Annotated in this window: 19 protein-coding genes and 1 pseudogene; 16 read left to right on the top strand and 4 right to left on the bottom strand. The window is 61.0% G+C overall.

Annotated elements, in window-relative coordinates; translation table 11 throughout:
- Positions 1-9 precede the first annotated feature (9 nt).
- Positions 10-777 (top strand): GntR family transcriptional regulator, encoded by a 768-nt coding sequence (locus ACZ9A3_RS20125; RefSeq protein WP_045199761.1) that lies wholly within the window; start codon positions 10-12, stop codon positions 775-777.
- A 68-nt stretch (positions 778-845) separates the two neighbouring features.
- Here ACZ9A3_RS20125 and smpB read toward each other — a convergent pair whose 3' ends face one another.
- On the bottom strand, positions 846-1328 hold the full coding sequence (smpB, locus tag ACZ9A3_RS20120) for an SsrA-binding protein SmpB (protein WP_028944546.1): 483 nt from the start codon (positions 1326-1328) through the stop codon (positions 846-848).
- Between the two features lie 160 nt (positions 1329-1488).
- Between smpB and ACZ9A3_RS20115 the strand changes: the two genes are divergently transcribed.
- Both ACZ9A3_RS20115 and ACZ9A3_RS20110 read left to right on the top strand, forming a co-directional pair.
- A complete protein-coding gene (locus ACZ9A3_RS20115; protein WP_045199756.1) occupies positions 1489-1923 on the top strand; it encodes a type II toxin-antitoxin system RatA family toxin in 435 nt (144 codons plus the stop codon).
- The gene (locus ACZ9A3_RS20110; protein WP_045199754.1) at positions 1916-2233 is read left to right on the top strand and encodes an RnfH family protein; all 318 of its coding nucleotides are present in this window, start codon (positions 1916-1918) and stop codon (positions 2231-2233) included. The genes ACZ9A3_RS20115 and ACZ9A3_RS20110 overlap by 8 nt, the downstream gene beginning before the upstream one ends.
- A gap of 56 nt (positions 2234-2289) precedes the next feature.
- Here ACZ9A3_RS20110 and ACZ9A3_RS20105 read toward each other — a convergent pair whose 3' ends face one another.
- Entirely contained in the window at positions 2290-2814 is a 525-nt protein-coding gene (locus tag ACZ9A3_RS20105) for an outer membrane protein assembly factor BamE (protein WP_045199752.1), read from the bottom strand.
- 97 nt (positions 2815-2911) lie between these two features.
- Here ACZ9A3_RS20105 and fur point away from each other — a divergent pair, with 97 nt between their 5' ends.
- Positions 2912-3316 (top strand): ferric iron uptake transcriptional regulator, encoded by a 405-nt coding sequence (fur, locus tag ACZ9A3_RS20100; protein ID WP_045199750.1) that lies wholly within the window; start codon positions 2912-2914, stop codon positions 3314-3316.
- A gap of 89 nt (positions 3317-3405) precedes the next feature.
- Here the strand turns inward: fur and recN are convergent, their stop codons facing one another.
- Positions 3406-5079, bottom strand: coding sequence for a DNA repair protein RecN (gene recN, locus ACZ9A3_RS20095; protein ID WP_195885067.1), 1674 nt, complete (start codon positions 5077-5079; stop codon positions 3406-3408).
- Positions 5080-5310: 231 nt separating this feature from the next.
- Here recN and grpE point away from each other — a divergent pair, with 231 nt between their 5' ends.
- The 8 genes from grpE (at position 5311) to ACZ9A3_RS20055 (ending at position 15708) form a co-directional block, all read left to right on the top strand.
- Complete coding sequence (grpE, locus tag ACZ9A3_RS20090; RefSeq protein WP_045199745.1) at positions 5311-5865, top strand: nucleotide exchange factor GrpE; 555 nt, start codon at positions 5311-5313, stop codon at positions 5863-5865.
- A gap of 101 nt (positions 5866-5966) precedes the next feature.
- Positions 5967-7886, top strand: a complete 1920-nt coding sequence (dnaK, locus tag ACZ9A3_RS20085) for a molecular chaperone DnaK (protein ID WP_038998651.1) — start codon at positions 5967-5969, stop codon at positions 7884-7886.
- A 210-nt stretch (positions 7887-8096) separates the two neighbouring features.
- Positions 8097-9221: a molecular chaperone DnaJ gene (gene dnaJ, locus ACZ9A3_RS20080; RefSeq protein ID WP_045199742.1), complete on the top strand. Its 1125-nt coding sequence runs from the start codon at positions 8097-8099 to the stop codon at positions 9219-9221.
- A 13-nt stretch (positions 9222-9234) separates the two neighbouring features.
- On the top strand, positions 9235-10038 hold the full coding sequence (gene dapB, locus ACZ9A3_RS20075; protein WP_038998653.1) for a 4-hydroxy-tetrahydrodipicolinate reductase: 804 nt from the start codon (positions 9235-9237) through the stop codon (positions 10036-10038).
- Between the two features lie 302 nt (positions 10039-10340).
- The gene (carA, locus tag ACZ9A3_RS20070) at positions 10341-11477 is read left to right on the top strand and encodes a glutamine-hydrolyzing carbamoyl-phosphate synthase small subunit (RefSeq protein ID WP_045199740.1); all 1137 of its coding nucleotides are present in this window, start codon (positions 10341-10343) and stop codon (positions 11475-11477) included.
- Between the two features lie 106 nt (positions 11478-11583).
- Positions 11584-14805 carry a carbamoyl-phosphate synthase large subunit gene (carB, locus tag ACZ9A3_RS20065; RefSeq protein WP_045199739.1) on the top strand — a complete coding sequence of 1074 codons (3222 nt, stop codon included), beginning with the start codon at positions 11584-11586 and terminating at the stop codon, positions 14803-14805.
- A gap of 2 nt (positions 14806-14807) precedes the next feature.
- Positions 14808-15284: a transcription elongation factor GreA gene (gene greA / locus ACZ9A3_RS20060; protein WP_476253347.1), complete on the top strand. Its 477-nt coding sequence runs from the start codon at positions 14808-14810 to the stop codon at positions 15282-15284.
- A gap of 28 nt (positions 15285-15312) precedes the next feature.
- Positions 15313-15708: a hypothetical protein gene (locus ACZ9A3_RS20055; protein WP_045199737.1), complete on the top strand. Its 396-nt coding sequence runs from the start codon at positions 15313-15315 to the stop codon at positions 15706-15708.
- Positions 15709-15720: 12 nt separating this feature from the next.
- Here ACZ9A3_RS20055 and yhbY read toward each other — a convergent pair whose 3' ends face one another.
- Positions 15721-16029, bottom strand: a complete 309-nt coding sequence (gene yhbY, locus ACZ9A3_RS20050; protein ID WP_038606752.1) for a ribosome assembly RNA-binding protein YhbY — start codon at positions 16027-16029, stop codon at positions 15721-15723.
- A 100-nt stretch (positions 16030-16129) separates the two neighbouring features.
- On the opposite strand from yhbY, the gene rlmE reads away from it, so the two are divergent.
- The 4 genes and pseudogenes from rlmE to glmM all read left to right on the top strand — a co-directional run bounded on the left by rlmE (position 16130) and on the right by glmM (position 21083).
- Positions 16130-16753 carry a 23S rRNA (uridine(2552)-2'-O)-methyltransferase RlmE gene (gene rlmE / locus ACZ9A3_RS20045; RefSeq protein ID WP_010222974.1) on the top strand — a complete coding sequence of 208 codons (624 nt, stop codon included), beginning with the start codon at positions 16130-16132 and terminating at the stop codon, positions 16751-16753.
- A gap of 213 nt (positions 16754-16966) precedes the next feature.
- The gene (gene ftsH, locus ACZ9A3_RS20040; RefSeq protein WP_038998658.1) at positions 16967-18865 is read left to right on the top strand and encodes an ATP-dependent zinc metalloprotease FtsH; all 1899 of its coding nucleotides are present in this window, start codon (positions 16967-16969) and stop codon (positions 18863-18865) included.
- Positions 18866-18873: 8 nt separating this feature from the next.
- Entirely contained in the window at positions 18874-19725 is an 852-nt protein-coding gene (folP, locus tag ACZ9A3_RS20035) for a dihydropteroate synthase (RefSeq protein ID WP_093379300.1), read from the top strand.
- A 16-nt stretch (positions 19726-19741) separates the two neighbouring features.
- Positions 19742-21083 (top strand): annotated as a pseudogene (gene glmM / locus ACZ9A3_RS20030) (phosphoglucosamine mutase).
- The last annotated feature ends 37 nt before the right edge of the window (positions 21084-21120 follow it).

The raw sequence follows: 21120 nt of genomic DNA, 5'->3' as shown, positions 1-21120 counted from the left end.
GAGCATGTGATGGTTTTTGATCAGGTCCGCCAACGCCGTTTGTCCGACGATATCGTCGAACGGCTGGAAGGGATGATTCTCGAAGGCACCTTGACGGCCGGTCAGCGCCTGCCTGCCGAGCGGGCGCTGGCCGAGCAGTTCGGCGTGTCACGACCGTCGTTGCGCGAAGCGATCCAGAAGCTGGTGGCCAAGGGCTTGTTGGTCAGCCGCCAGGGCGGTGGTAACTATGTGGCCGAATCGCTCGGCTCGACCTTCAGTGACCCGCTGCTGCAGTTGCTCGAAAGCAACCCTGAAGCGCAGCGCGACTTGCTGGAATTCCGGCATACCCTGGAGGCATCCTGCGCCTATTATGCGGCGATCCGCGCCACCGAGCCGGATCGCCTGCGGCTCAAGGCGGCCTTCGACACTTTGCAGGATTGCTACGCCCGCGCTGATGAAGTCGACCGGGCCGAAGAGGGCGCGGCCGATGCGCGTTTTCATCTGGCAATCGCCGAAGCCAGTCATAACGCGGTGTTGTTGCACACCATTCGTGGCCTGTTCGACCTGCTCAAGCGCAACGTGGTGACCAACATCGGCGGCATGTACAAACAGCGCAGCGAAACCCGCGACATGCTCATCAGCCAGCACCGCGAGCTGTACCTGGCGATTGTCGAAGGGCGTGCCGAAGATGCACGCGAAGTCTCCAGCCGGCACATCACCTATGTGCAGGAAGTGCTCGATGAAGTGCGCCAGGAGGTTCAGCGGGTGGCGCGGGCGGAGCGGCGCAGCGGGCGCTAGCAATCGTGGGGCAAACTCGCCCCTGTAGGAGCGGGCTTGCCCCGCGATGAGGGCGCTTCAGGCTGTAATCAGTCTTCCTTGCCCTTGTTGCGTACCGCGCGCTGCAACTCGCGGTCGGAATCGCGCTCGCGCTGGGTATCGCGCTTGTCGTATTCCTTCTTGCCCTTGCCCAGTGCGATTTCGCACTTGATCAAGTGCTTGCTCCAATAGATCGACAAGGCCACGCAGGTGTAGCCCTTCTGCTGAACGGCCGCATGCAGGCGTTCCAGCTCTCGACGGTTGAGCAGCAGTTTGCGGGTACGTGTCGGGTCGGCGATGACGTGAGTACTGGCGGCTGTCAGCGGCGTGATGTGGCTGCCCATCAGCCAGGCCTCGCCATCCTTGAGCACCACGTAACTGTCGGTCAGGTGCGCCTTGCCGGCACGCAGACTTTTTACTTCCCAACCGGACAGGACCAATCCGGCCTCGAACTTGTGCTCGATGAAGTAATCGTGACGCGCCTTTTTATTCTGCGCGATAGTCCCTGTCGGATGTTTCTTTTGTTTAGCCATAGGGGCGGCATTATAGGCAGTCGCCGCGCTGTCGGCTATGGGTAGCGGTGCGCTTGAGCCATTGCCGTGAATCCCGGACAATGCGCGCACTTGATGCGCTCAATGGCGCCCATCGGCATTCGGGTTGCGTTTGCCGCTCAGCTTTGGAATCGACCCCTGGATGACTACCCATATTCAACGTTCGGCCCTGCTGCCATATCCCGCCCAGGCCCTGTACGACCTGGTCAATGATGTCGCGCGCTACCCGGAGTTCCTGCCCTGGTGTTCGTCCAGCACCGTGATCGAAGAAAGCGACACGCACATGCGCGCACGCCTTGAGGTAGCCAAGGGCGGGATGAGCCAGCAGTTTGTAACCAGCAATGTGCTGGTGCCGGGCCAGTCCATCGAAATGAACCTTGAAGAAGGGCCATTTTCCCAGCTGCATGGTGTCTGGGTGTTCAAGCCGTTGGGCGAGAAAGCCTGCAAGATCAGCCTCGACCTGTCGTTCGATTACGCCGGGCCATTGGTGCGTGCCACCTTGGGGCCGTTGTTCAACCAGGCCGCCAACACTCTTGTCGATGCTTTCTGCCAGCGTGCCAAGCAGCTCCATGTCTGAAGCCTTGCTGACCGTCGAGGTGGTGTATGCCGTGGCTGAGCGGCAGGTGCTGCTCAGTGTTGAGGTGCCGGCGGGTGCGACTATCAATGAAGCAGTAAAACTGTCGGGGATCGCCGCGCATTTTCCCGAGGCCGATATTCAGGCCTGCCCGGTCGGGGTCTTTGGCCGGGTGATCGCCAATCCTGAAGCGCACAAGGTTGAGGCGGGTGATCGCATCGAGCTTTATCGGCCTTTGCTGGCGGACCCGAAAGAGGTGCGCAAGCAGCGCGCGGCCAAGGTTGCAAGGGTCTTCAAGAAAGCCAAGCGCTGAATTTCAGGCAATAAAAAGCCCGGACGGGTCCGGGCTTTTTTGTACGCGCTGCAGGCTTACTGCGGCGAGGTATCCAGTGGCTCGGGCACCGGCACCGGGATAACCTCAATGGTATCGACGTCTTTCTGGATGGTGTCTTCCAGCGAGCCTGGCTTGGCAGGTTTTTCCTGCGCAGCGGGTTCGGTGCTGCCGGTCGGGCTGACAGTCGTATCGCCGCTGCCACCGAGGATTTCCTGGTCGCGGCTGACACCTGGCATGAAGTCGCCGGACAGGCTGCTGAGCTGATCGTTCTCGTTGAAGAAGATGCTCATGCGCTCCTGTTGGCGCTCACCGCCGCCAGGCTGCAGGCTGTACAGGTAATCCCAGCGATTGGTATGGAACGTATCCTGGATCAGCGGGTTGCCCATGATAAACCGTACTTGCCGACGGGTCATTCCGGGGCGCAATTGGTCTATCATGTCTTGCGTGACGACATTGCCCTGCTGGATGTCGATTTTGTAAACCCCGGGGAACGAGCAACCGGCGAGTGCGAGCAGTCCCACGAAGGTGAGGCTGGTTAGCAAGAGCTTGGTGTTTTGCATCGGTGGGCGACTTCCACTATCTTGGCTGGACAACGTAAACCCCGATCATACCCGTATTCAGAGAAGCTGCGAAGCAGCATCGGCGAGAAAGCTGACCATGGTTGAAAATAGCGAACTGCGCAAAGCCGGTCTCAAGGTGACACTGCCTCGAGTGAAAATTCTACAGATGCTCGACTCTACCGAGCAGCGTCACATGAGTGCTGAGGATGTCTACAAAGCGCTGATGGAGGCAGGCGAGGACGTCGGTCTGGCCACGGTTTACCGTGTTCTGACCCAGTTCGAAGCCGCAGGCCTGGTCGTGCGCCACAACTTCGATGGCGGCCACGCCGTGTTCGAGCTGGCTGACGGTGGTCACCACGATCACATGGTCAACGTCGATTCCGGCGAAGTCATCGAGTTCTTCGACAGTGAAATCGAGAAGCGCCAGAAGCAAATCGTGGAAGAGCACGGTTTCGAGCTGGTGGACCACAATCTGGTCCTGTACGTACGCAAGAAAAAGTAAGCAATTATTACATTGCTGCATATGTACTGAAGGCGACCCTGGGGTCGCCTTCGTGCTTTCTGGCTGGCAGCTTTTTATAGCTGCGCGTTTCAGGCCTTGCTGGTGACCACCATCTTGCGGGCGTGGGCCAGGGATTCTTTGGTCAGGTCGATGCCGCCGAGCATGCGTGCAACCTCTTCAACGCGCTCGCGCTTGCCCAGGTTGGCCACTGCGGTGTGGGTGGCATCGCTGTCGCGCACCTTGTGCACGAACAGGTGGTGATGGCCCTGGGCTGCTACTTGAGGCAAGTGAGTGACGGTCAGCACCTGGCCGCGTTCACCCAGGCGGCGCAGCAGCTGGCCGACGATCTCTGCCGTTGGCCCGCCGATGCCGACGTCGACTTCGTCGAACACCAGGGTCGGGATGCGCGAGGTCTGTGCAGTAATCACCTGGATCGCCAGACTGATCCGCGACAGCTCGCCACCGGAAGCCACCTTGGCCAGGGCCTTGAGCGGCTGCCCGGGGTTGGCGCTGACCAGCAGCTCGACCTGCTCCAGGCCCTGGGGTTGCAGTTCGTCGCTGCTGTTGGGTCGCAGCTCGATGCTGAAACGCCCGCCTGGCATGCCCAGGCGCTGGATTTCCTGCTCCACTGCACTGGCCAGCTGGCTGGCGGCTTGCTGGCGCAGGGCGCTCAGTTCGCCGGCCTTGTCCTGGTAGTGGCGGGCATAGGCGGCCAGTTCTTCACCCAGGCGCTCGATCGATTCGTCGTTGGCGTTGAGGTTCTCCAGCTCCTCCATCAGGCGCTGCTGCAAGCCAGCCAGCTCGGTGGGGTGCACCCGGTGTTTGCGGGCGAGGGTATAGATGGTGTCGAGGCGCTCTTCGAGCTGTTGCAGGCGCGCCGGGTCGGCGTCGAAGTTGTCGAGGAAGCGGTTCAGCTCGCCCACCGCTTCTTCTACCTGGATCTGCGCACTGGCGATCATGCTGGCTGCCTCGCCCAGGGCCTTGGGCGCGTTGTGCACGGCGGTCAGGCGGTTGAGGCTGGCGGTCAGGGCATTGAGCACGTTGCCCGAGTCGTTCTCGCTGCAGTGGTCGATGACCTGGCGGCAGATGCCGAACAGTGCTTCGGCGTTGGTCAGGTTCTTGTGTTCCTGCTCCAGCAGTTCCAGCTCGTTCTCGCCCAGGCCAAGGTTGTCGAGTTCTTCGAGCTGATAGCTGAGCAGCTGGTGCTGCGCGCGCTGCTCATCGCCGGAATTGGACAGCCGCTCCAGCTCCTGGCGGGTCTGGCGCCAGCGCTGGGCGGCAAGCTGGACCTGGCGGGCGAGGTCGGTGGCGCCGGCGTATTCATCGAGCAGGCGCCGATGCGTGTCGGTTTTCAGCAGTGACTGGTGTTCGTGCTGGCTGTGGATATCGATCAGCAGCTCGCCCAGGGCCTTGAGGTCGCCGAGCGGGCAGGGCGTGCCGTTGATATAGCCACGGCTACGGCCTTCGGCGGTGATCACCCGGCGCAGGATGCACGGGCCGTCGCTGTCGAGGTCGCGTTCGGCGAGCCAGCTGCGCGCCTCGGGGATGTCGACCAGGTCGAAGGTGGCAAGGATGTCGGCCTTGTCGGCCCCTGGGCGCACCACGCCACTGTCGGCGCGATCGCCCAGGGTCAGGCCCAGGGCGTCGAGCATGATCGATTTGCCGGCCCCGGTTTCACCGGTGATGACGCTCATCCCGCGAGCGAGCTCGAGGTCCAGGTGTTCGACGATGGCGTAGTTGTGTACGGACAGGTGCACCAGCATTGGGGCGGCTCCCAGGCGTTAGGTCTGGTTATTTATACAGTGTTTTTAAATCCACTGACAATGCTGATGTTTAGTTCAATTTGGTAATCGCGGCGCGGTTCTGATTGCGCTGGGTTATGAGCGAATGTGTACAAGCTGTGTTGCCGGCCCTTGAACCTGGGTTTTGCGACCCCATATAGCCGGCAGACGCGCGAGTAATGCTCGCAGACCTTATTCGAGAGGAGAGATTTTATGGCTGACGAACAGCTGGATGAACAGAATCTGAACGCCGAAGCGACTGGCGACCAAGAGCTGAGCGCCCGCGTGCAGGTGCTCGAAGAGCAGCTGGCGGCGGCCCAGGATCAATCCCTGCGCACCGCCGCCGACCTGCAGAACGTGCGCCGCCGCGCCGAGCAGGACGTAGAAAAGGCGCACAAGTTCGCCCTGGAAAAATTCGCCGGTGACCTGCTGCCGGTCATCGACAGCCTCGAGCGCGGCCTGGAACTGTCCAGCCCCGACGACGAGAGCATTCGCCCGATGCGCGAAGGTATCGAGCTGACCCTGAAGATGTTCCACGACACCCTCAAGCGCTACAACCTCGAGGCCATCGACCCGCACGGCGAACCGTTCAATGCCGAGCACCATCAGGCGATGGCCATGCAGGAAAGCGCCGAGGTCGAGCCCAACAGCGTGCTCAAGGTGTTCCAGAAGGGCTACCAGCTCAACGGTCGCCTGCTGCGCCCGGCCATGGTCGTGGTCAGCAAGGCCCCGGCAGCGGTTTCGCCGTCGATTGACGAGCAGGCTTGAAATCGTTTTCGGCGCCCCCATCTAGGTGTCAAGCATTCAAGTATTACCGCAGTTAGCCACCACTGCTGCGGCAACCAAATTCAAGTTTCGGGAGAGTTAACATGGGTAAAATCATCGGTATCGACCTGGGGACCACCAACTCCTGTGTCTCCATTCTGGAAAACGGCAACGTCAAGGTCATCGAGAACGCCGAAGGCGCTCGTACCACGCCGTCGATCATCGCCTACGCCAACGACGGCGAAATCCTGGTTGGCCAGTCGGCCAAGCGCCAGGCGGTCACCAACCCGCACAACACCCTGTACGCGGTAAAACGTCTGATCGGTCGTCGCTTCGAAGAAGAAGTGGTGCAGAAAGACATCCAGATGGTTCCGTACAAAATTGTCAAAGCTGACAACAACGACGCCTGGGTTGAAGTGAACGGCCAGAAAATGGCGCCGCCACAAATCTCGGCTGAAATCCTGAAAAAAATGAAGAAGACCGCCGAAGACTACCTCGGCGAGCCAGTGACCGAAGCGGTGATCACTGTTCCGGCCTACTTCAACGACAGCCAGCGCCAGGCCACCAAAGACGCCGGCCGTATCGCCGGTCTGGACGTCAAGCGGATCATCAACGAGCCGACCGCGGCTGCGCTGGCCTATGGCATGGACAAGGCCAAGGGCGATCACACCGTGATCGTTTATGACCTGGGTGGCGGTACCTTCGACGTTTCGGTAATCGAAATCGCCGAAGTCGATGGCGAGCACCAGTTTGAAGTTCTGGCCACCAACGGTGACACTTTCCTCGGTGGTGAAGACTTCGACATCCGCCTGATCGACTACCTCGTCGACGAGTTCAAGAAAGAAAGCGGCATGAACCTCAAGGGTGACCCGCTGGCTATGCAGCGCCTGAAAGAAGCCGCTGAAAAGGCCAAGATCGAGCTGTCTTCGAGCCAGATGACCGACGTCAACCTGCCGTACATCACTGCAGACGCCACCGGTCCTAAGCACCTGAACGTGAAGATCTCCCGCGCCAAGCTGGAATCGCTGGTAGAAGACCTGGTTCAGCGCACCATCGAGCCATGCCGCATCGCCATGAAAGACGCCGGTATCGACGTCAGCAAGATCGACGACGTGATCCTGGTCGGCGGTCAGACCCGTATGCCGCTGGTGCAAAAAGCGGTTACCGACTTCTTCGGCAAAGAAGCGCGTAAAGACGTCAACCCGGACGAAGCGGTTGCCATGGGTGCTGCCATCCAGGGTGCGGTACTGGCCGGTGACGTCAAGGACGTACTGCTGCTGGACGTCAGCCCGCTGACCCTGGGTATCGAAACCATGGGCGGCGTGATGACCGCGCTGATCGAGAAGAACACCACTATTCCGACCAAGAAGTCGCAAGTGTTCTCGACTGCCGATGACAACCAGGGCGCCGTGACCATTCACGTGCTGCAAGGTGAGCGTAAGCAGGCTGCTCAGAACAAGTCCCTGGGCAAGTTCGACCTGGCCGACATTCCACCTGCTCCACGTGGTGTGCCACAAATCGAAGTGACCTTCGACATCGACGCCAACGGCATCCTGCACGTCGGCGCCAAAGACAAGGCCACTGGCAAGACCCAGTCGATCGTGATCAAGGCCAACTCCGGCCTGTCTGATGAAGAAATTCAGCAGATGATCCGCGACGCCGAAGCGAACTCGGAAGAAGACCGCAAGTTCGAAGAGCTGGCCGCTGCCCGTAACCAGGGTGATGCGCTGGTTCACTCGACTCGCAAGATGGTCGTTGACGCTGGTGACAAGGTCACTGCTGACGAGAAAACCGCGATCGAAGCGGCCGTGGTTGCCCTGGAAGCCGCCATCAAGGGCGACGACAAGGCTGCCATCGACGCTAAAGTCGAAGAGCTGTCGAAGGTCTCGGCTCCGGTTGCCCAGAAGATGTACGCCGAGCAGTCGGCTGAACAGCCTCAGGGTGGCGCCCAGCAAGCTGAGCCGGAAGCCAAGCACGACGACGTCGTCGATGCCGAGTTTGAAGAAGTCAAAGACAACAAGTAATTGCTACAGGTTGTCGGCCAGTTGACTGTTTATTGATGGTTGGCTGGTAGGATGTCGCCGCGCGGGGGCTTGCTCCCGCGTTGGCGTGTCTGCAATACCCGAATTTTTACAGCATCTGTCAGCCGCCCGTGGGGCAGGTGAGGCGGGTGCTGGCGGCACAGCGCGGAATGCGCAGAGGTTTGCCGAACGTCCTCAAGAGTGCAAAGACTTATGGCAAAGCGTGACTATTACGAAGTTCTGGGAGTTGAGCGCGGCTCCAGTGAAGCGGACCTGAAGAAGGCCTATCGCCGCCTGGCGATGAAGCATCACCCGGACCGTAATCCTGATGACAAGGACTCGGAAGAGAAATTCAAGGAAGCCAACGAGGCTTACGAAGTGCTCTCCGATGCCAGCAAGCGTGCGGCCTATGACCAGTATGGTCATGCCGGCGTGGATCCGAGCATGGGTGGCGGCGGTGCCGGTTTCGGCGGCGCGAACTTCTCGGATATCTTCGGCGATGTGTTCAGCGATTTCTTCGGCGGTGGCCGTGGTGGTTCGCGCGGTGGCGCCCAGCGTGGCAGCGACCTGCGCTACACCCTGGAACTGAACCTGGAAGAAGCCGTGCGCGGCACCACGGTCAATATCCGTGTGCCGACGCTGGTCAACTGCAAGCCGTGCGACGGTTCCGGGGCCAAGAAAGGCTCGTCGCCGTCGACCTGCCCGACCTGCGGCGGTATCGGCCAGGTGCGCATGCAGCAGGGCTTCTTCTCGGTCCAGCAGACCTGCCCGCGCTGCCACGGCCAGGGCAAGATCATCACCGATCCGTGCGATTCGTGCCACGGCGAAGGGCGCATCGAAGAGTACAAAACGCTGTCGGTCAAGGTCCCGGCTGGCGTTGATACCGGCGATCGTATTCGTCTGTCTGGTGAAGGTGAAGCCGGTTCGCACGGCGGCCCGACTGGCGACCTGTACGTTGTCATCAACGTGCGTGAGCACCCGATTTTCCAGCGCGACGGCAAGCACCTGTATTGTGAAGTGCCGATCAGCTACACCGACGCTGCCCTGGGTGGCGAGCTGGAAGTGCCGACCCTCGATGGCCGGGTCAAGCTGAAGATCCCGGAAGGCACCCAGACCGGCAAGCAGTTCCGTCTGCGCGGCAAAGGTGTGGCACCGGTTCGCGGTGGTGGTGCCGGTGACCTGATGTGCCGGGTCGCGGTGGAAACCCCGGTCAACCTCAGCCGTCGCCAGCGTGAGCTGCTCGAAGAGCTGCGTGATTCGCTGGAGGGCGACAGTTCCCACTCGCCGAAAGCCAATGGCTGGTTCGAAGGCGTGAAACGCTTCTTCGGCGATCTGTAAGAAGGAATAGGGCATGCGACGTATAGCGGTAATGGGCGCTGCAGGGCGCATGGGCAAGACCCTGATCGAAGCGGTGCAGCAAACCCCGGGTGCCGGGCTGACCGCAGCGATCGATCGCCCGGACAGTTCGCTGGTCGGCGCTGATGCCGGTGAACTGGCGGCTCTGGGCCGAATCGGTGTGTTGCTGTCGGACGACCTGGCCAAGGTTGCCGACGAGTTCGACGTGCTGATCGACTTCACTCACCCCTCGGTGACCCTGAAGAACCTGGCGTTCTGCCGCAAGGCAGGCAAGGCGATGATCATCGGCACCACCGGTTTCTCGGTCGAAGAAAAGCAACTGCTGGCCGAGGCGGGCAAGGACATTCCTATCGTCTTCGCCGCCAACTTCAGCGTTGGCGTCAACCTCAGCCTCAAGTTGCTGGACATGGCGGCGCGGGTGCTGGGCGATGATGTCGATATCGAGATCATCGAGGCGCACCACCGGCACAAGGTCGATGCGCCGTCGGGTACCGCGCTGCGCATGGGTGAAGTGGTTGCCAATGCCCTGGGCCGTGACCTGCAGGAAGTGGCGGTGTATGGCCGTGAAGGCCAGACCGGCGCCCGTGATCGCAAGACCATCGGTTTTGCCACTGTGCGCGCTGGCGATGTGGTCGGTGATCACACCGTGCTGTTCGCTGCCGAAGGTGAGCGCCTGGAGATCACCCACAAGGCCTCCAGTCGCATGACCTTCGCCAAGGGTGCGGTACGTGCCGCGCTGTGGCTGGACGGGCGCGAGCCTGGCTTGTACGACATGCAGGACGTGCTCGACCTGCGTTGACCTGCGCTGTATCCCCTGTGGGAGCGGGCTTGACCCGCGATTGCGGTTTGTCTGTCACGCCGCAATCGCGGGTCAAGCCCGCTCCCACAAGACCCTCCCAGTGCGCCCTGTCGCATTCCTGCGCCTTTCAGGCACATCAGTGGTAGACCAAAAAAGCGTTTTTCTGTAAGCTACAGCTTTAGTGTGTCCACTAAAAGCGCGCAGATAATTCGACGAAGAAAGCGGGGTGACGTGTCTATACGTCATTCCGCTTTTTTGCAACCTGCGATCGCCCCTTCAGGCTTGATTTACGGGAGGTCTTCTTGACTAAGCCAGCCATACTCGCCCTTGCCGATGGCAGCATTTTTCGCGGTGAAGCCATTGGAGCCGACGGACAAACCGTTGGTGAGGTGGTGTTTAACACCGCAATGACCGGCTATCAGGAAATCCTGACTGACCCTTCCTATGCGCAGCAAATCGTTACCCTGACTTACCCGCACATCGGCAACACCGGCACCACGCCGGAAGACGCCGAGTCCGACCGCGTCTGGTCGGCGGGCCTGGTGATTCGCGACCTGCCTCTGATCGCGAGCAACTGGCGGAACAAGCAATCCCTGCCTGACTACCTCAAGGCCAACAACGTAGTGGCGATCGCAGGTATCGACACCCGTCGCCTGACCCGCATCCTGCGTGAGAAGGGCGCGCAGAACGGCTGCATCCTCGCCGGCGACAACATCAGCGAAGAGGCTGCAATCGCCGCCGCTCGCGGTTTTCCGGGCCTGAAGGGCATGGACCTGGCGAAAGTCGTCAGCACCAAGAGCAGCTACGAATGGCGCTCCAGCGTCTGGGAGCTGAAGACCGACAGCCACGCCACAATCGAGGCGTCCGAGCTGCCTTACCACGTGGTTGCCTACGACTTCGGCGTCAAGCTGAACATCCTGCGCATGCTGGTTGCCCGCGGTTGCCGCCTGACCGTAGTGCCGGCGCAAACCCCGGCCAGCGAAGTTCTGGCACTCAACCCTGATGGCGTGTTCCTGTCCAACGGCCCTGGCGATCCGGAGCCTTGCGACTACGCGATCCAGGCGATCAAGGACATCCTCGAAACCGAGATCCCGGTATTCGGCATCTGCCTGGGCCACCAGTTGCTGGCCCTGGCCTCCGGTGCCAAGACCGTGAAAATGGGTCATGGTCACCACGGCGCCAACCACCCGGTCCAGGACCTGGACACCGGCGTGGTCATGATCACCAGCCAGAACCACGGCTTTGCGGTTGACGAAGCGACCCTGCCGGGCAACGTGCGCGCCATCCACAAGTCGCTGTTCGACGGTACCCTGCAGGGTATCGAGCGCACCGACAAGAGCGCGTTCAGCTTCCAGGGCCACCCTGAAGCCAGCCCGGGCCCGACCGACGTCGCGCCACTGTTCGACCGTTTCATCGATGCCATGGCCAAGCGCCGCTGAGCATCTGGCGAGAAGGCCCTGGACCGGTGCAAGCCGCGTTCAGGTGCCGCCCCCAAGATTGTTCAATGCGGCTTGCCGACTGACCTGCGGAATTGAGTGACAACCCATGCCAAAACGTACAGACATCAAAAGCATCCTGATTCTCGGCGCTGGCCCGATCGTGATCGGCCAGGCCTGCGAATTCGACTACTCCGGCGCCCAGGCCTGTAAAGCCCTGCGCGAAGAGGGCTACCGCGTCATCCTGGTGAACTCCAACCCGGCCACCATCATGACCGACCCGGCCATGGCCGACGCCACCTACATCGAGCCGATCAAGTGGCAGACCGTTGCCAAGATCATCGAGAAGGAGCGTCCTGACGCGCTGCTGCCGACCATGGGTGGCCAGACTGCCCTGAACTGCGCCCTGGACCTGGAGCGCGAAGGCGTTCTGGAAAAGTTCGGCGTAGAGATGATCGGCGCCAACGCCGACACCATCGACAAGGCTGAAGACCGTTCGCGCTTCGACACCGCTATGAAGGCCATTGGCCTTGAGTGCCCGCGCTCCGGCATCGCCCACAGCATGGAAGAGGCCAACGCGGTGCTCGAGAAGCTCGGCTTCCCGTGCATCATCCGTCCGTCCTTCACCATGGGTGGCACCGGTGGCGGCATCGCCTACAACCGTGAAGAATTCGAAGAAATCTGCGCCCGTGGTCTGGACCTGTCGCCAACCAAAGAGCTGCTGATCGACGAATCGCTGATCGGCTGGAAAGAGTACGAGATGGAAGTGGTCCGCGACAAAAAGGACAACTGCATCATCGTCTGCTCGATCGAGAACTTCGACCCGATGGGCGTGCACACCGGTGACTCGATCACCGTGGCGCCAGCACAGACCCTGACCGACAAGGAATACCAGATCATGCGCAACGCCTCGCTGGCGGTGCTGCGTGAAATCGGTGTCGAGACCGGCGGTTCCAACGTGCAGTTCGGTATCTGCCCGGACACCGGCCGCATGGTCGTGATCGAGATGAACCCGCGGGTTTCCCGTTCCTCGGCGCTGGCCTCGAAAGCCACCGGCTTCCCGATCGCCAAGATCGCCGCCAAGCTGGCCGTCGGTTACACCCTCGACGAGCTGCAGAACGACATCACCGGCGGCCGTACCCCGGCGTCCTTCGAGCCGTCGATCGACTACGTCGTCACCAAGCTGCCGCGTTTCGCCTTCGAGAAATTCCCGAAAGCCGACGCCCGCCTGACCACCCAGATGAAGTCCGTGGGTGAAGTCATGGCCATCGGCCGGACCTTCCAGGAATCGCTGCAGAAAGCCCTGCGCGGCCTGGAAGTTGGCGTTTGCGGCCTGGACCCGAAAGTCGACCTGGCCAGCCCTGACGCTGCCAGCATCCTCAAGCGCGAGCTGACCGTGCCGGGCGCCGAGCGCATCTGGTACGTCGCCGACGCCATGCGTTCGGGCATGACCTGCGACGAAATCTTCGCCCTGACCGGTATCGATCACTGGTTCCTGGTGCAGATGGAAGACCTGATCAAGGAAGAAGAGAAGGTCAAGACCCTGGCCCTGTCGGCGATCGACAAGGACCTGATGCTGCGTCTGAAGCGCAAGGGCTTCTCTGACCAGCGTCTGGCCAAGCTGCTGGGTATCACCGACAAGAACCTGCGTCGTCACCGCCACAAGCTGGAAGTGTTCCCGGTCTACAAGCGCGTCGACACCTGCGCCGCCGAGTTCGCCACCGACACCGCCTACCTGTACTCGACCTATGAGGAAGAGTGCGAGGCCAAGCCGTCGACCCGTGACAAGATCATGATCCTCGGTGGCGGTCCTAACCGTATCGGCCAGGGTATCGAGTTCGACTACTGCTGCGTGCACGCAGCACTGGCCCTGCGTGAAGACGGTTACGAGACCATCATGGTCAACTGCAACCCGGAAACCGTCTCCACCGACTACGACACTTCCGACCGCCTGTACTTCGAGCCGCTGACCCTGGAAGACGTGCTGGAAGTGGTTCGCGTCGAGAAGCCCAAAGGCGTGATCGTCCACTACGGCGGCCAGACCCCGCTGAAACTGGCTCGCGCCCTGGAAGAAGCCGGCGTGCCGATCATCGGTACCAGCCCGGACGCCATCGACCGCGCCGAAGACCGCGAGCGTTTCCAACAGATGGTTCAGCGCCTGAACCTGCTGCAGCCGCCAAACGCCACCGTGCGCAGCGAAGACGAAGCGATTCGCGCTGCCGGCGTGATCGGTTACCCGCTGGTGGTTCGCCCGTCCTACGTACTGGGCGGCCGCGCCATGGAGATCGTCTACGAGCTGGACGAGCTCAAGCGCTACCTGCGTGAAGCGGTGCAAGTGTCCAACGACAGCCCGGTGCTGCTCGACCACTTCCTCAACTGCGCTATCGAGATGGACGTGGATGCGGTCTGCGACGGCACCGATGTGGTGATCGGCGCGATCATGCAGCACATCGAACAAGCCGGTGTTCACTCTGGTGACTCGGCGTGCTCGCTGCCACCGTACTCGCTGCCGGCCCATGTGCAGGACGAAGTCCGCGAACAGGTCAAGAAAATGGCCCTGGAGCTGGGCGTTGTCGGCCTGATGAACGTGCAGCTGGCCCTGCAGGGCGACAAGATCTACGTGATCGAAGTCAACCCGCGCGCCTCGCGTACCGTACCGTTCGTCTCCAAGTGCATCGGCACCTCGCTGGCGATGATTGCCGCGCGCGTCATGGCTGGTAAATCGCTGAAGGAAATCGGCTTCACCAAGGAAATCATTCCTAACTTCTACAGCGTCAAGGAAGCGGTGTTCCCGTTTGCCAAGTTCCCGGGTGTTGACCCGATCCTTGGCCCTGAGATGAAATCCACCGGTGAAGTCATGGGTGTCGGCGACAGCTTCGGTGAAGCCTTCGCCAAGGCCCAGATGGGTGCCAGCGAAGTGCTGCCGACTGGCGGTACCGCGTTCATCAGCGTGCGTGACGACGACAAGCCACAAGTGGCCGGCGTTGCCCGCGACCTGATCGCCCTGGGCTTCGAAGTGGTTGCCACCGTCGGTACCGCCAAGGTCATCGAAGCGGCTGGCCTGAAAGTGCGTCGCGTGAACAAGGTGACCGAAGGTCGTCCGCACGTGGTCGACATGATCAAGAACGACGAAGTGTCGCTGATCATCAACACCACCGAAGGTCGTCAGTCGATCGCCGACTCCTACTCGATTCGTCGCAATGCGTTGCAGCACAAGATCTACTGCACCACCACCATTGCGGCCGGTGAAGCCATCTGCGAAGCGCTGAAATTTGGTCCGGAAAAGACCGTTCGCCGCTTGCAGGATCTGCATGCAGGACTCAAAGCATGAGCATTACCAAGTACCCGATGACCGTCCAGGGCGCTCGCGCCCTGGAGGAAGAGCACCTGTTCCTGAGCAAGACCGAGCGTCCGCGCCTGAGCCAGGCCATTGGTGAGGCCCGTGAGCTGGGCGACCTCAAGGAAAACGCCGAGTACCACGCTGCCCGTGAAGAGCAGGGTATGGTCGAGGCGCGTATCCGCGATATCGAAGGCCGTCTGCAGAACTCGGTGGTGATCGACGTCACCACCATTGCCCATACCGGCAAAGTGATTTTCGGCACCACCGTAGTGTTGGCCAACACCGAAACCGACGAAGAGGTGACCTACCAGATCGTTGGCGAGGACGAGGCGGACGTCAAGAACGGCAAGCTCTCGGTCGGTGCGCCGATCGCCCGCGCCATCATCGGCAAGGAAGAGGGCGATGCCGTGGTGATCAAGACGCCAAGCGGTACGGTCGAGTACGAGATTGTCGAAGTCAAACACATCTGACCGACGCCGCGGCTTTGCCGCGGCCGCGGTGATCTGGCAACTGACCCAGGTGTTCTGGGTTGGCGGCCTGTGGATGTTGCATTTCGGTTTGCTGCCGGCTTTGGGCAAGATTGGCCTGGCGCCGCTGCTGATCGAGGATATCGGCAGCCTGATGGCATCGTTGCTGGTCGCGTTTGCGGCGTTTTGCGCAGGCGTGCAGGCATTGGTGCTGATGCAGGCTCAGGGCCTGGCCAGTCTGTGGCGGGATATGCGGGGGCAATTGCTGTCGATGGCGATGCTGGCGTGCGTGGTGTATTTCGCCTTGCGCGTGGGCATGCCGGAGGAGTTGCGCTGGCAGCTGTTCTGCTACCTGGTGCTGGGCCTGACCGGCCTGCTGCTGGTCATGCAACCCGTGCCGGGCAGGGCGCGCAAGGCGCGCCACTGACCGCGGCGAACATCACTTGTAACGGTGGATGTTCGACAGCTGTTTGTTCGGCTGTGGATTGCGGCGATAGATCAGCGCCTTCTTGCCGATGGTCTGTACCAGTTCGGCGCGGCCGGCCTTGCACAGCGCGGCGATTGCGGCGGCACGTTCTTCGCGGTCTTCGGAGCGAATTTCGACCTTGATCAGCTCGTGATCGGCCAGGGCGCGTTCGAGTTCGGCGATAACCCCTTCAGTCAGCCCATTGCCTGCCACAATCAGAACTGGTTTCAGATCGTGGCCAATGGATTTGTACTGTTTCTTCTGCTCGTTATTGAGCGGCATAATCTGACCCTTTGTCTGATTCTGTAAAAATGGCGGCCATTTTACCCGAGGGCCCGTGGATCCGCCCAGTTAATCACGACCCTTATCATCGAGGTGCCCAATGGCGCGTTCCAAGACAAGCCTTGGCTGGCTGAAAGAACACTTCAACGATCCTTACGTTAAAAAAGCGCAAAAGGATGGTTATCGCTCGCGTGCGAGCTATAAATTGCTGGAAATCCAGGAAAAGTACCGGATTATTCGCCCCGGCATGAGTGTCGTCGACCTCGGCGCGGCGCCCGGTGGCTGGTCGCAGGTGACCAGTCGTCTGATCGGCGGTCAGGGCCGTTTGATCGCCTCCGATATCCTCGAAATGGACAGCATTCCCGACGTTACCTTCATCCAGGGCGACTTTACCCAGGACGAAGTGCTGGCGCAGATTCTCGAAGCAGTGGGTAATTCACACGTAGACCTTGTGATTTCCGATATGGCCCCCAATATGAGTGGTACGCCTGCCGTGGATATTCCCAAGGCCATGTTTCTCTGTGAGCTGGCCCTTGATCTGGCGACCCGGGTACTCAAGCCGGGTGGTGATTTTTTGATCAAGATTTTCCAGGGCGAAGGGTTTGACGTATACCTCAAGGACGCTCGTCAGAAATTCGACAAGGTCCAGATGCTCAAGCCTGATTCTTCGCGGGACCGCTCCCGCGAGCAGTACTTGCTGGCGCGGGGGTATCGCGGCGAGTAGGGGCGTCAGGCCGGCGGCTTCCAGGGTATCCGATAGTTTTTTCCAATCGGCTCTCCTGCCTGACCTGGATGTACTTCGTGTAGTCTAGGTTTCACAAAGGGTTACAGACGGCGCCTGCAGATGTGTAGGTTATGTAGTAAGTTAAGCCGGTGAATATCATGCGAGGCACGGCTGCGCCGTCAGCCGGCTTCAGAGGGTAGCTAATTGAACGATATGGCAAAGAACTTGATCCTGTGGTTGATCATCGCGGCTGTCCTGGTGACGGTGATGAACAACTTCTCCAGCCCGAATGAGCCGCAGACCCTCAACTATTCCGACTTCATTCAGCAGGTCAAGGATGGCAAGGTCGAGCGCGTTGCGGTCGACGGCTACGTCATTACCGGTAAACGCACCGATGGCGACAGCTTCAAGACCATCCGTCCGGCCATTCAGGACAACGGCCTGATCGGTGATCTGGTCGACAACCACGTCGTGGTTGAAGGCAAGCAGCCAGAGCAACAGAGCATCTGGACCCAACTGCTGGTCGCCAGCTTCCCGATCCTGGTCATCATTGCCGTATTCATGTTCTTCATGCGCCAGATGCAGGGCGGCGCCGGTGGCAAGGGCGGGCCGATGAGCTTCGGCAAGAGCAAGGCGCGCCTGCTCTCCGAAGACCAGGTAAAAACTACCCTGGCCGACGTTGCCGGTTGCGACGAAGCTAAAGAAGAAGTCGGCGAGCTGGTTGAGTTCCTGCGCGATCCGGGCAAATTCCAGCGCCTGGGCGGTCGTATTCCGCGCGGCGTGCTGATGGTCGGCCCGCCAGGTACCGGTAAAACCCTGCTGGCCAAGGCCATTGCCGGTGAAGCCAAGGTGCCGTTCTTCACCATCTCCGGTTCCGACTTCGTCGAGATGTTTGTTGGTGTCGGTGCCAGCCGTGTTCGCGACATGTTCGAGCAGGCCAAGAAGCATGCACCGTGCATCATCTTCATCGACGAAATCGACGCCGTCGGTCGCCATCGTGGCGCCGGCATGGGTGGCGGTCACGACGAGCGCGAGCAGACCCTCAACCAGTTGCTGGTAGAGATGGACGGCTTCGAAATGAACGACGGCATCATCGTCATCGCCGCGACCAACCGTCCGGACGTACTCGACCCGGCGCTGCTGCGTCCAGGCCGTTTCGACCGCCAGGTTGTCGTTGGCCTGCCGGATATCCGCGGTCGTGAGCAGATCCTCAAGGTGCACATGCGCAAGGTGCCGATTGGCGACAACGTCAATCCAGCCGTTATTGCCCGTGGTACCCCGGGCTTCTCCGGTGCCGACCTTGCCAACCTGGTCAACGAAGCCTCGTTGTTCGCTGCCCGTGGCGGCAAGCGCGTGGTCGAGATGAAAGAGTTCGAGCTGGCCAAAGACAAGATCATGATGGGCGCCGAGCGCAAGACCATGGTCATGTCCGAGAAAGAGAAGCAGAACACCGCGTATCACGAAGCTGGCCATGCCATTGTCGGTCGCGTCGTGCCCGAGCACGATCCGGTCTACAAAGTGTCGATCATCCCTCGCGGCCGGGCACTGGGTGTAACCATGTTCCTGCCTGAGGAAGACCGTTACAGCCTGTCCAAGCGCGCGCTGATCAGCCAGATCTGCTCGCTGTACGGCGGCCGTATCGCCGAAGAGATGACCCTGGGCTTCGATGGTGTCACCACCGGTGCCTCCAACGACATCATGCGGGCCAGCCAGATTGCTCGCAACATGGTCACCAAGTGGGGGCTATCGGAAAAACTGGGTCCTTTGATGTATGCCGAAGAAGAGGGCGAGGTGTTCCTCGGTCGCAGTGCCGGTTCCCAGCACGCCAGCGTCTCCGGTGAAACCGCCAAGCTGATCGACTCCGAAGTGCGCAGCATCATTGACCAGTGCTATGCCACGGCCAAGCAGATCCTCACCGAGAACCGCGACAAGCTCGACGCCATGGCCGACGCGCTGATGAAGTACGAGACCATCGATGCCGATCAGATCGACGACATCATGGCCGGTCGCGAGCCACGCGAGCCGCGTGACTGGGAGGGTGGATCAGGCACTCCAGATGCCTCGGCTCCACGCCCAGAGTCGCCGATCGGCGGTCCAGCGGCGCAAGTCTAAGGGCATATATGACCTCACAGCAGTACCCGACCCGGTTGCCTTGCGGCAACCGGGTTCTTGATTTGTCCCGTACCCATGTCATGGGTATCCTCAATATCACCCCCGATTCCTTCTCCGATGGCGGTCGCTTCACCCAGCGTGATGCGGCCTTGCGCCACGCCGAGGCGATGGTGGATGCCGGCGCAACCCTGGTCGATGTCGGTGGCGAGTCCACTCGCCCAGGCGCTCGCGCGGTGTCGGCACTGGAAGAGCTGGAGCGTGTCGCGCCTATCGTCGAAGCGATCAATCGCGAACTCGATGTGATCATCTCGGTCGATACCTCGACGCCAGCCGTAATCCGCGAGTCGGCCAGGCTTGGTGCCGGGTTGATCAACGATGTGCGCTCGCTCAGTCGTGATGGCGCCCTGGATGCTGCGGCAGCCACTGGTTTGCCGGTGTGCCTGATGCACATGCGCGGTGAGCCCGGCGACATGCAGGACGATCCTCAATACCAGGATGTCACCGCCGAGGTGGCGAGCTATCTTGAAGAGCGAATGGCTGCGTGTGCGGCCGTGGGCATCGAGGCCGAACGGATCATCCTTGATCCGGGTTTCGGCTTTGCCAAGACCCTCGGGCACAACCTCAGCCTGTTCAAGCACATGCAGGCGCTCTATCGATTGGGGCGTCCGTTGCTGGTGGGCGTTTCACGCAAGAGCATGATCGGCCTGGCCCTGGGCCGTCCGGTCGGTGAGCGGCTCTATGGCAGCCTGGCCCTGGCTGCGCTGGCGATGACCCAGGGCGCGAGCATACTGCGCGTTCACGATGTCGCCGAAACCGCCGATGTAGTGCGGATGATTGCTGCGGTGCAAGCCGCCGAATAAGAGTGATGGAGCATCTATGAGCAGAAAATATTTTGGTACCGACGGTATTCGTGGCCGTGTCGGCGAATACCCCATCACCCCTGACTTCATGCTCAAGCTCGGCTGGGCGGCTGGCATGGCCTTTCGCAAGCAGGGTGCCTGCCGGGTGTTGGTGGGTAAAGACACGCGCATTTCCGGCTACATGTTCGAGTCGGCTCTGGAAGCAGGCCTTTCCGCCGCCGGCGCCGATGTGATGCTGCTGGGGCCGATGCCGACCCCGGCCATCGCCTACCTGACCCGTACCTTCCATGCCGAAGCGGGCATCGTCATCAGTGCCTCGCACAACCCCCATGACGACAACGGCATCAAGTTCTTCTCCGGCCAAGGCACCAAGCTGCCGGATGAAGTCGAGCTGATGATCGAAGAGTTGCTCGACCAGCCGATGACCGTGGTCGAATCGAGCAAGCTGGGCAAGGTTTCGCGCATCAACGATGCGGCCGGTCGCTATATCGAGTTCTGCAAGAGCAGCGTGCCGAGCAGCACCGATTTCGCCGGCCTCAAGCTGGTGGTCGACTGCGCCCACGGCGCTACCTACAAGGTTGCGCCCAGCGTGTTCCGCGAGCTGGGTGCCGATGTCACCGTGCTATCGGCGCAGCCTGACGGCCTGAACATCAACGAGAACTGCGGCTCGACCCATATCGAGTCGCTGCAGGCGGCGGTGCTGGTTGGTCATGCCGATCTGGGTATTGCCTTCGATGGTGACGGCGATCGGGTGCTGATGGTGGACCACACGGGCACCATCGTCGATGGTGACGAACTGCTGTTCATCATCGCCCCGTGACCTGCACGAGCGCGGCAAGCTGCAGGGCGGGGTGGTGGGTACCCTGATGAGTAATCTGGGCCTGGAGCTGGCCCTGAAGGACCTGGACATTCCGTTCGTGCGCGCCAAGGTCGGTGACCGCTACGTGATGGCCGAGCTGCTGGAGCGCGATTGGGTGATCGGTGGCGAGAACTCCGGGCACGTGGTGTGCTGCAACCACACCACCACCGGTGATGCGATCATCGCCGCGCTGCAGGTGCTGATGGCCCTCAAACGCCGTGAGGAAACCCTCGCCCAGGCTCGCCAGGCCCTGCGCAAATGCCCGCAGGTACTGATCAATGTGCGCTTCGGCGCGAGCAAGGTCGACCCGCTTGAGCATCCGGCCGTTCAGGAAGCCAGTGCCAAGGTTACCGAGGCCCTGGCCGGTCGTGGCCGTGTGCTGCTGCGCAAGTCCGGGACAGAGCCTCTGGTGCGGGTAATGGTCGAAGGCGAGGACGAAAGTCAGGTGCGCGGCCACGCCGAAGCCCTGGCAAAACTGGTAAGTGAAGTTTGCGTTTGAAATAGGCTTGCCAGAGGTGATCGGGTTGGGTAACATC

It is taken from the genome of Pseudomonas sp. TE4620 (genome assembly GCF_056279045.1).
Note: the sequence above shows the minus strand (reverse complement) of the source record. Positions and strands in the feature narration are given on the sequence as shown.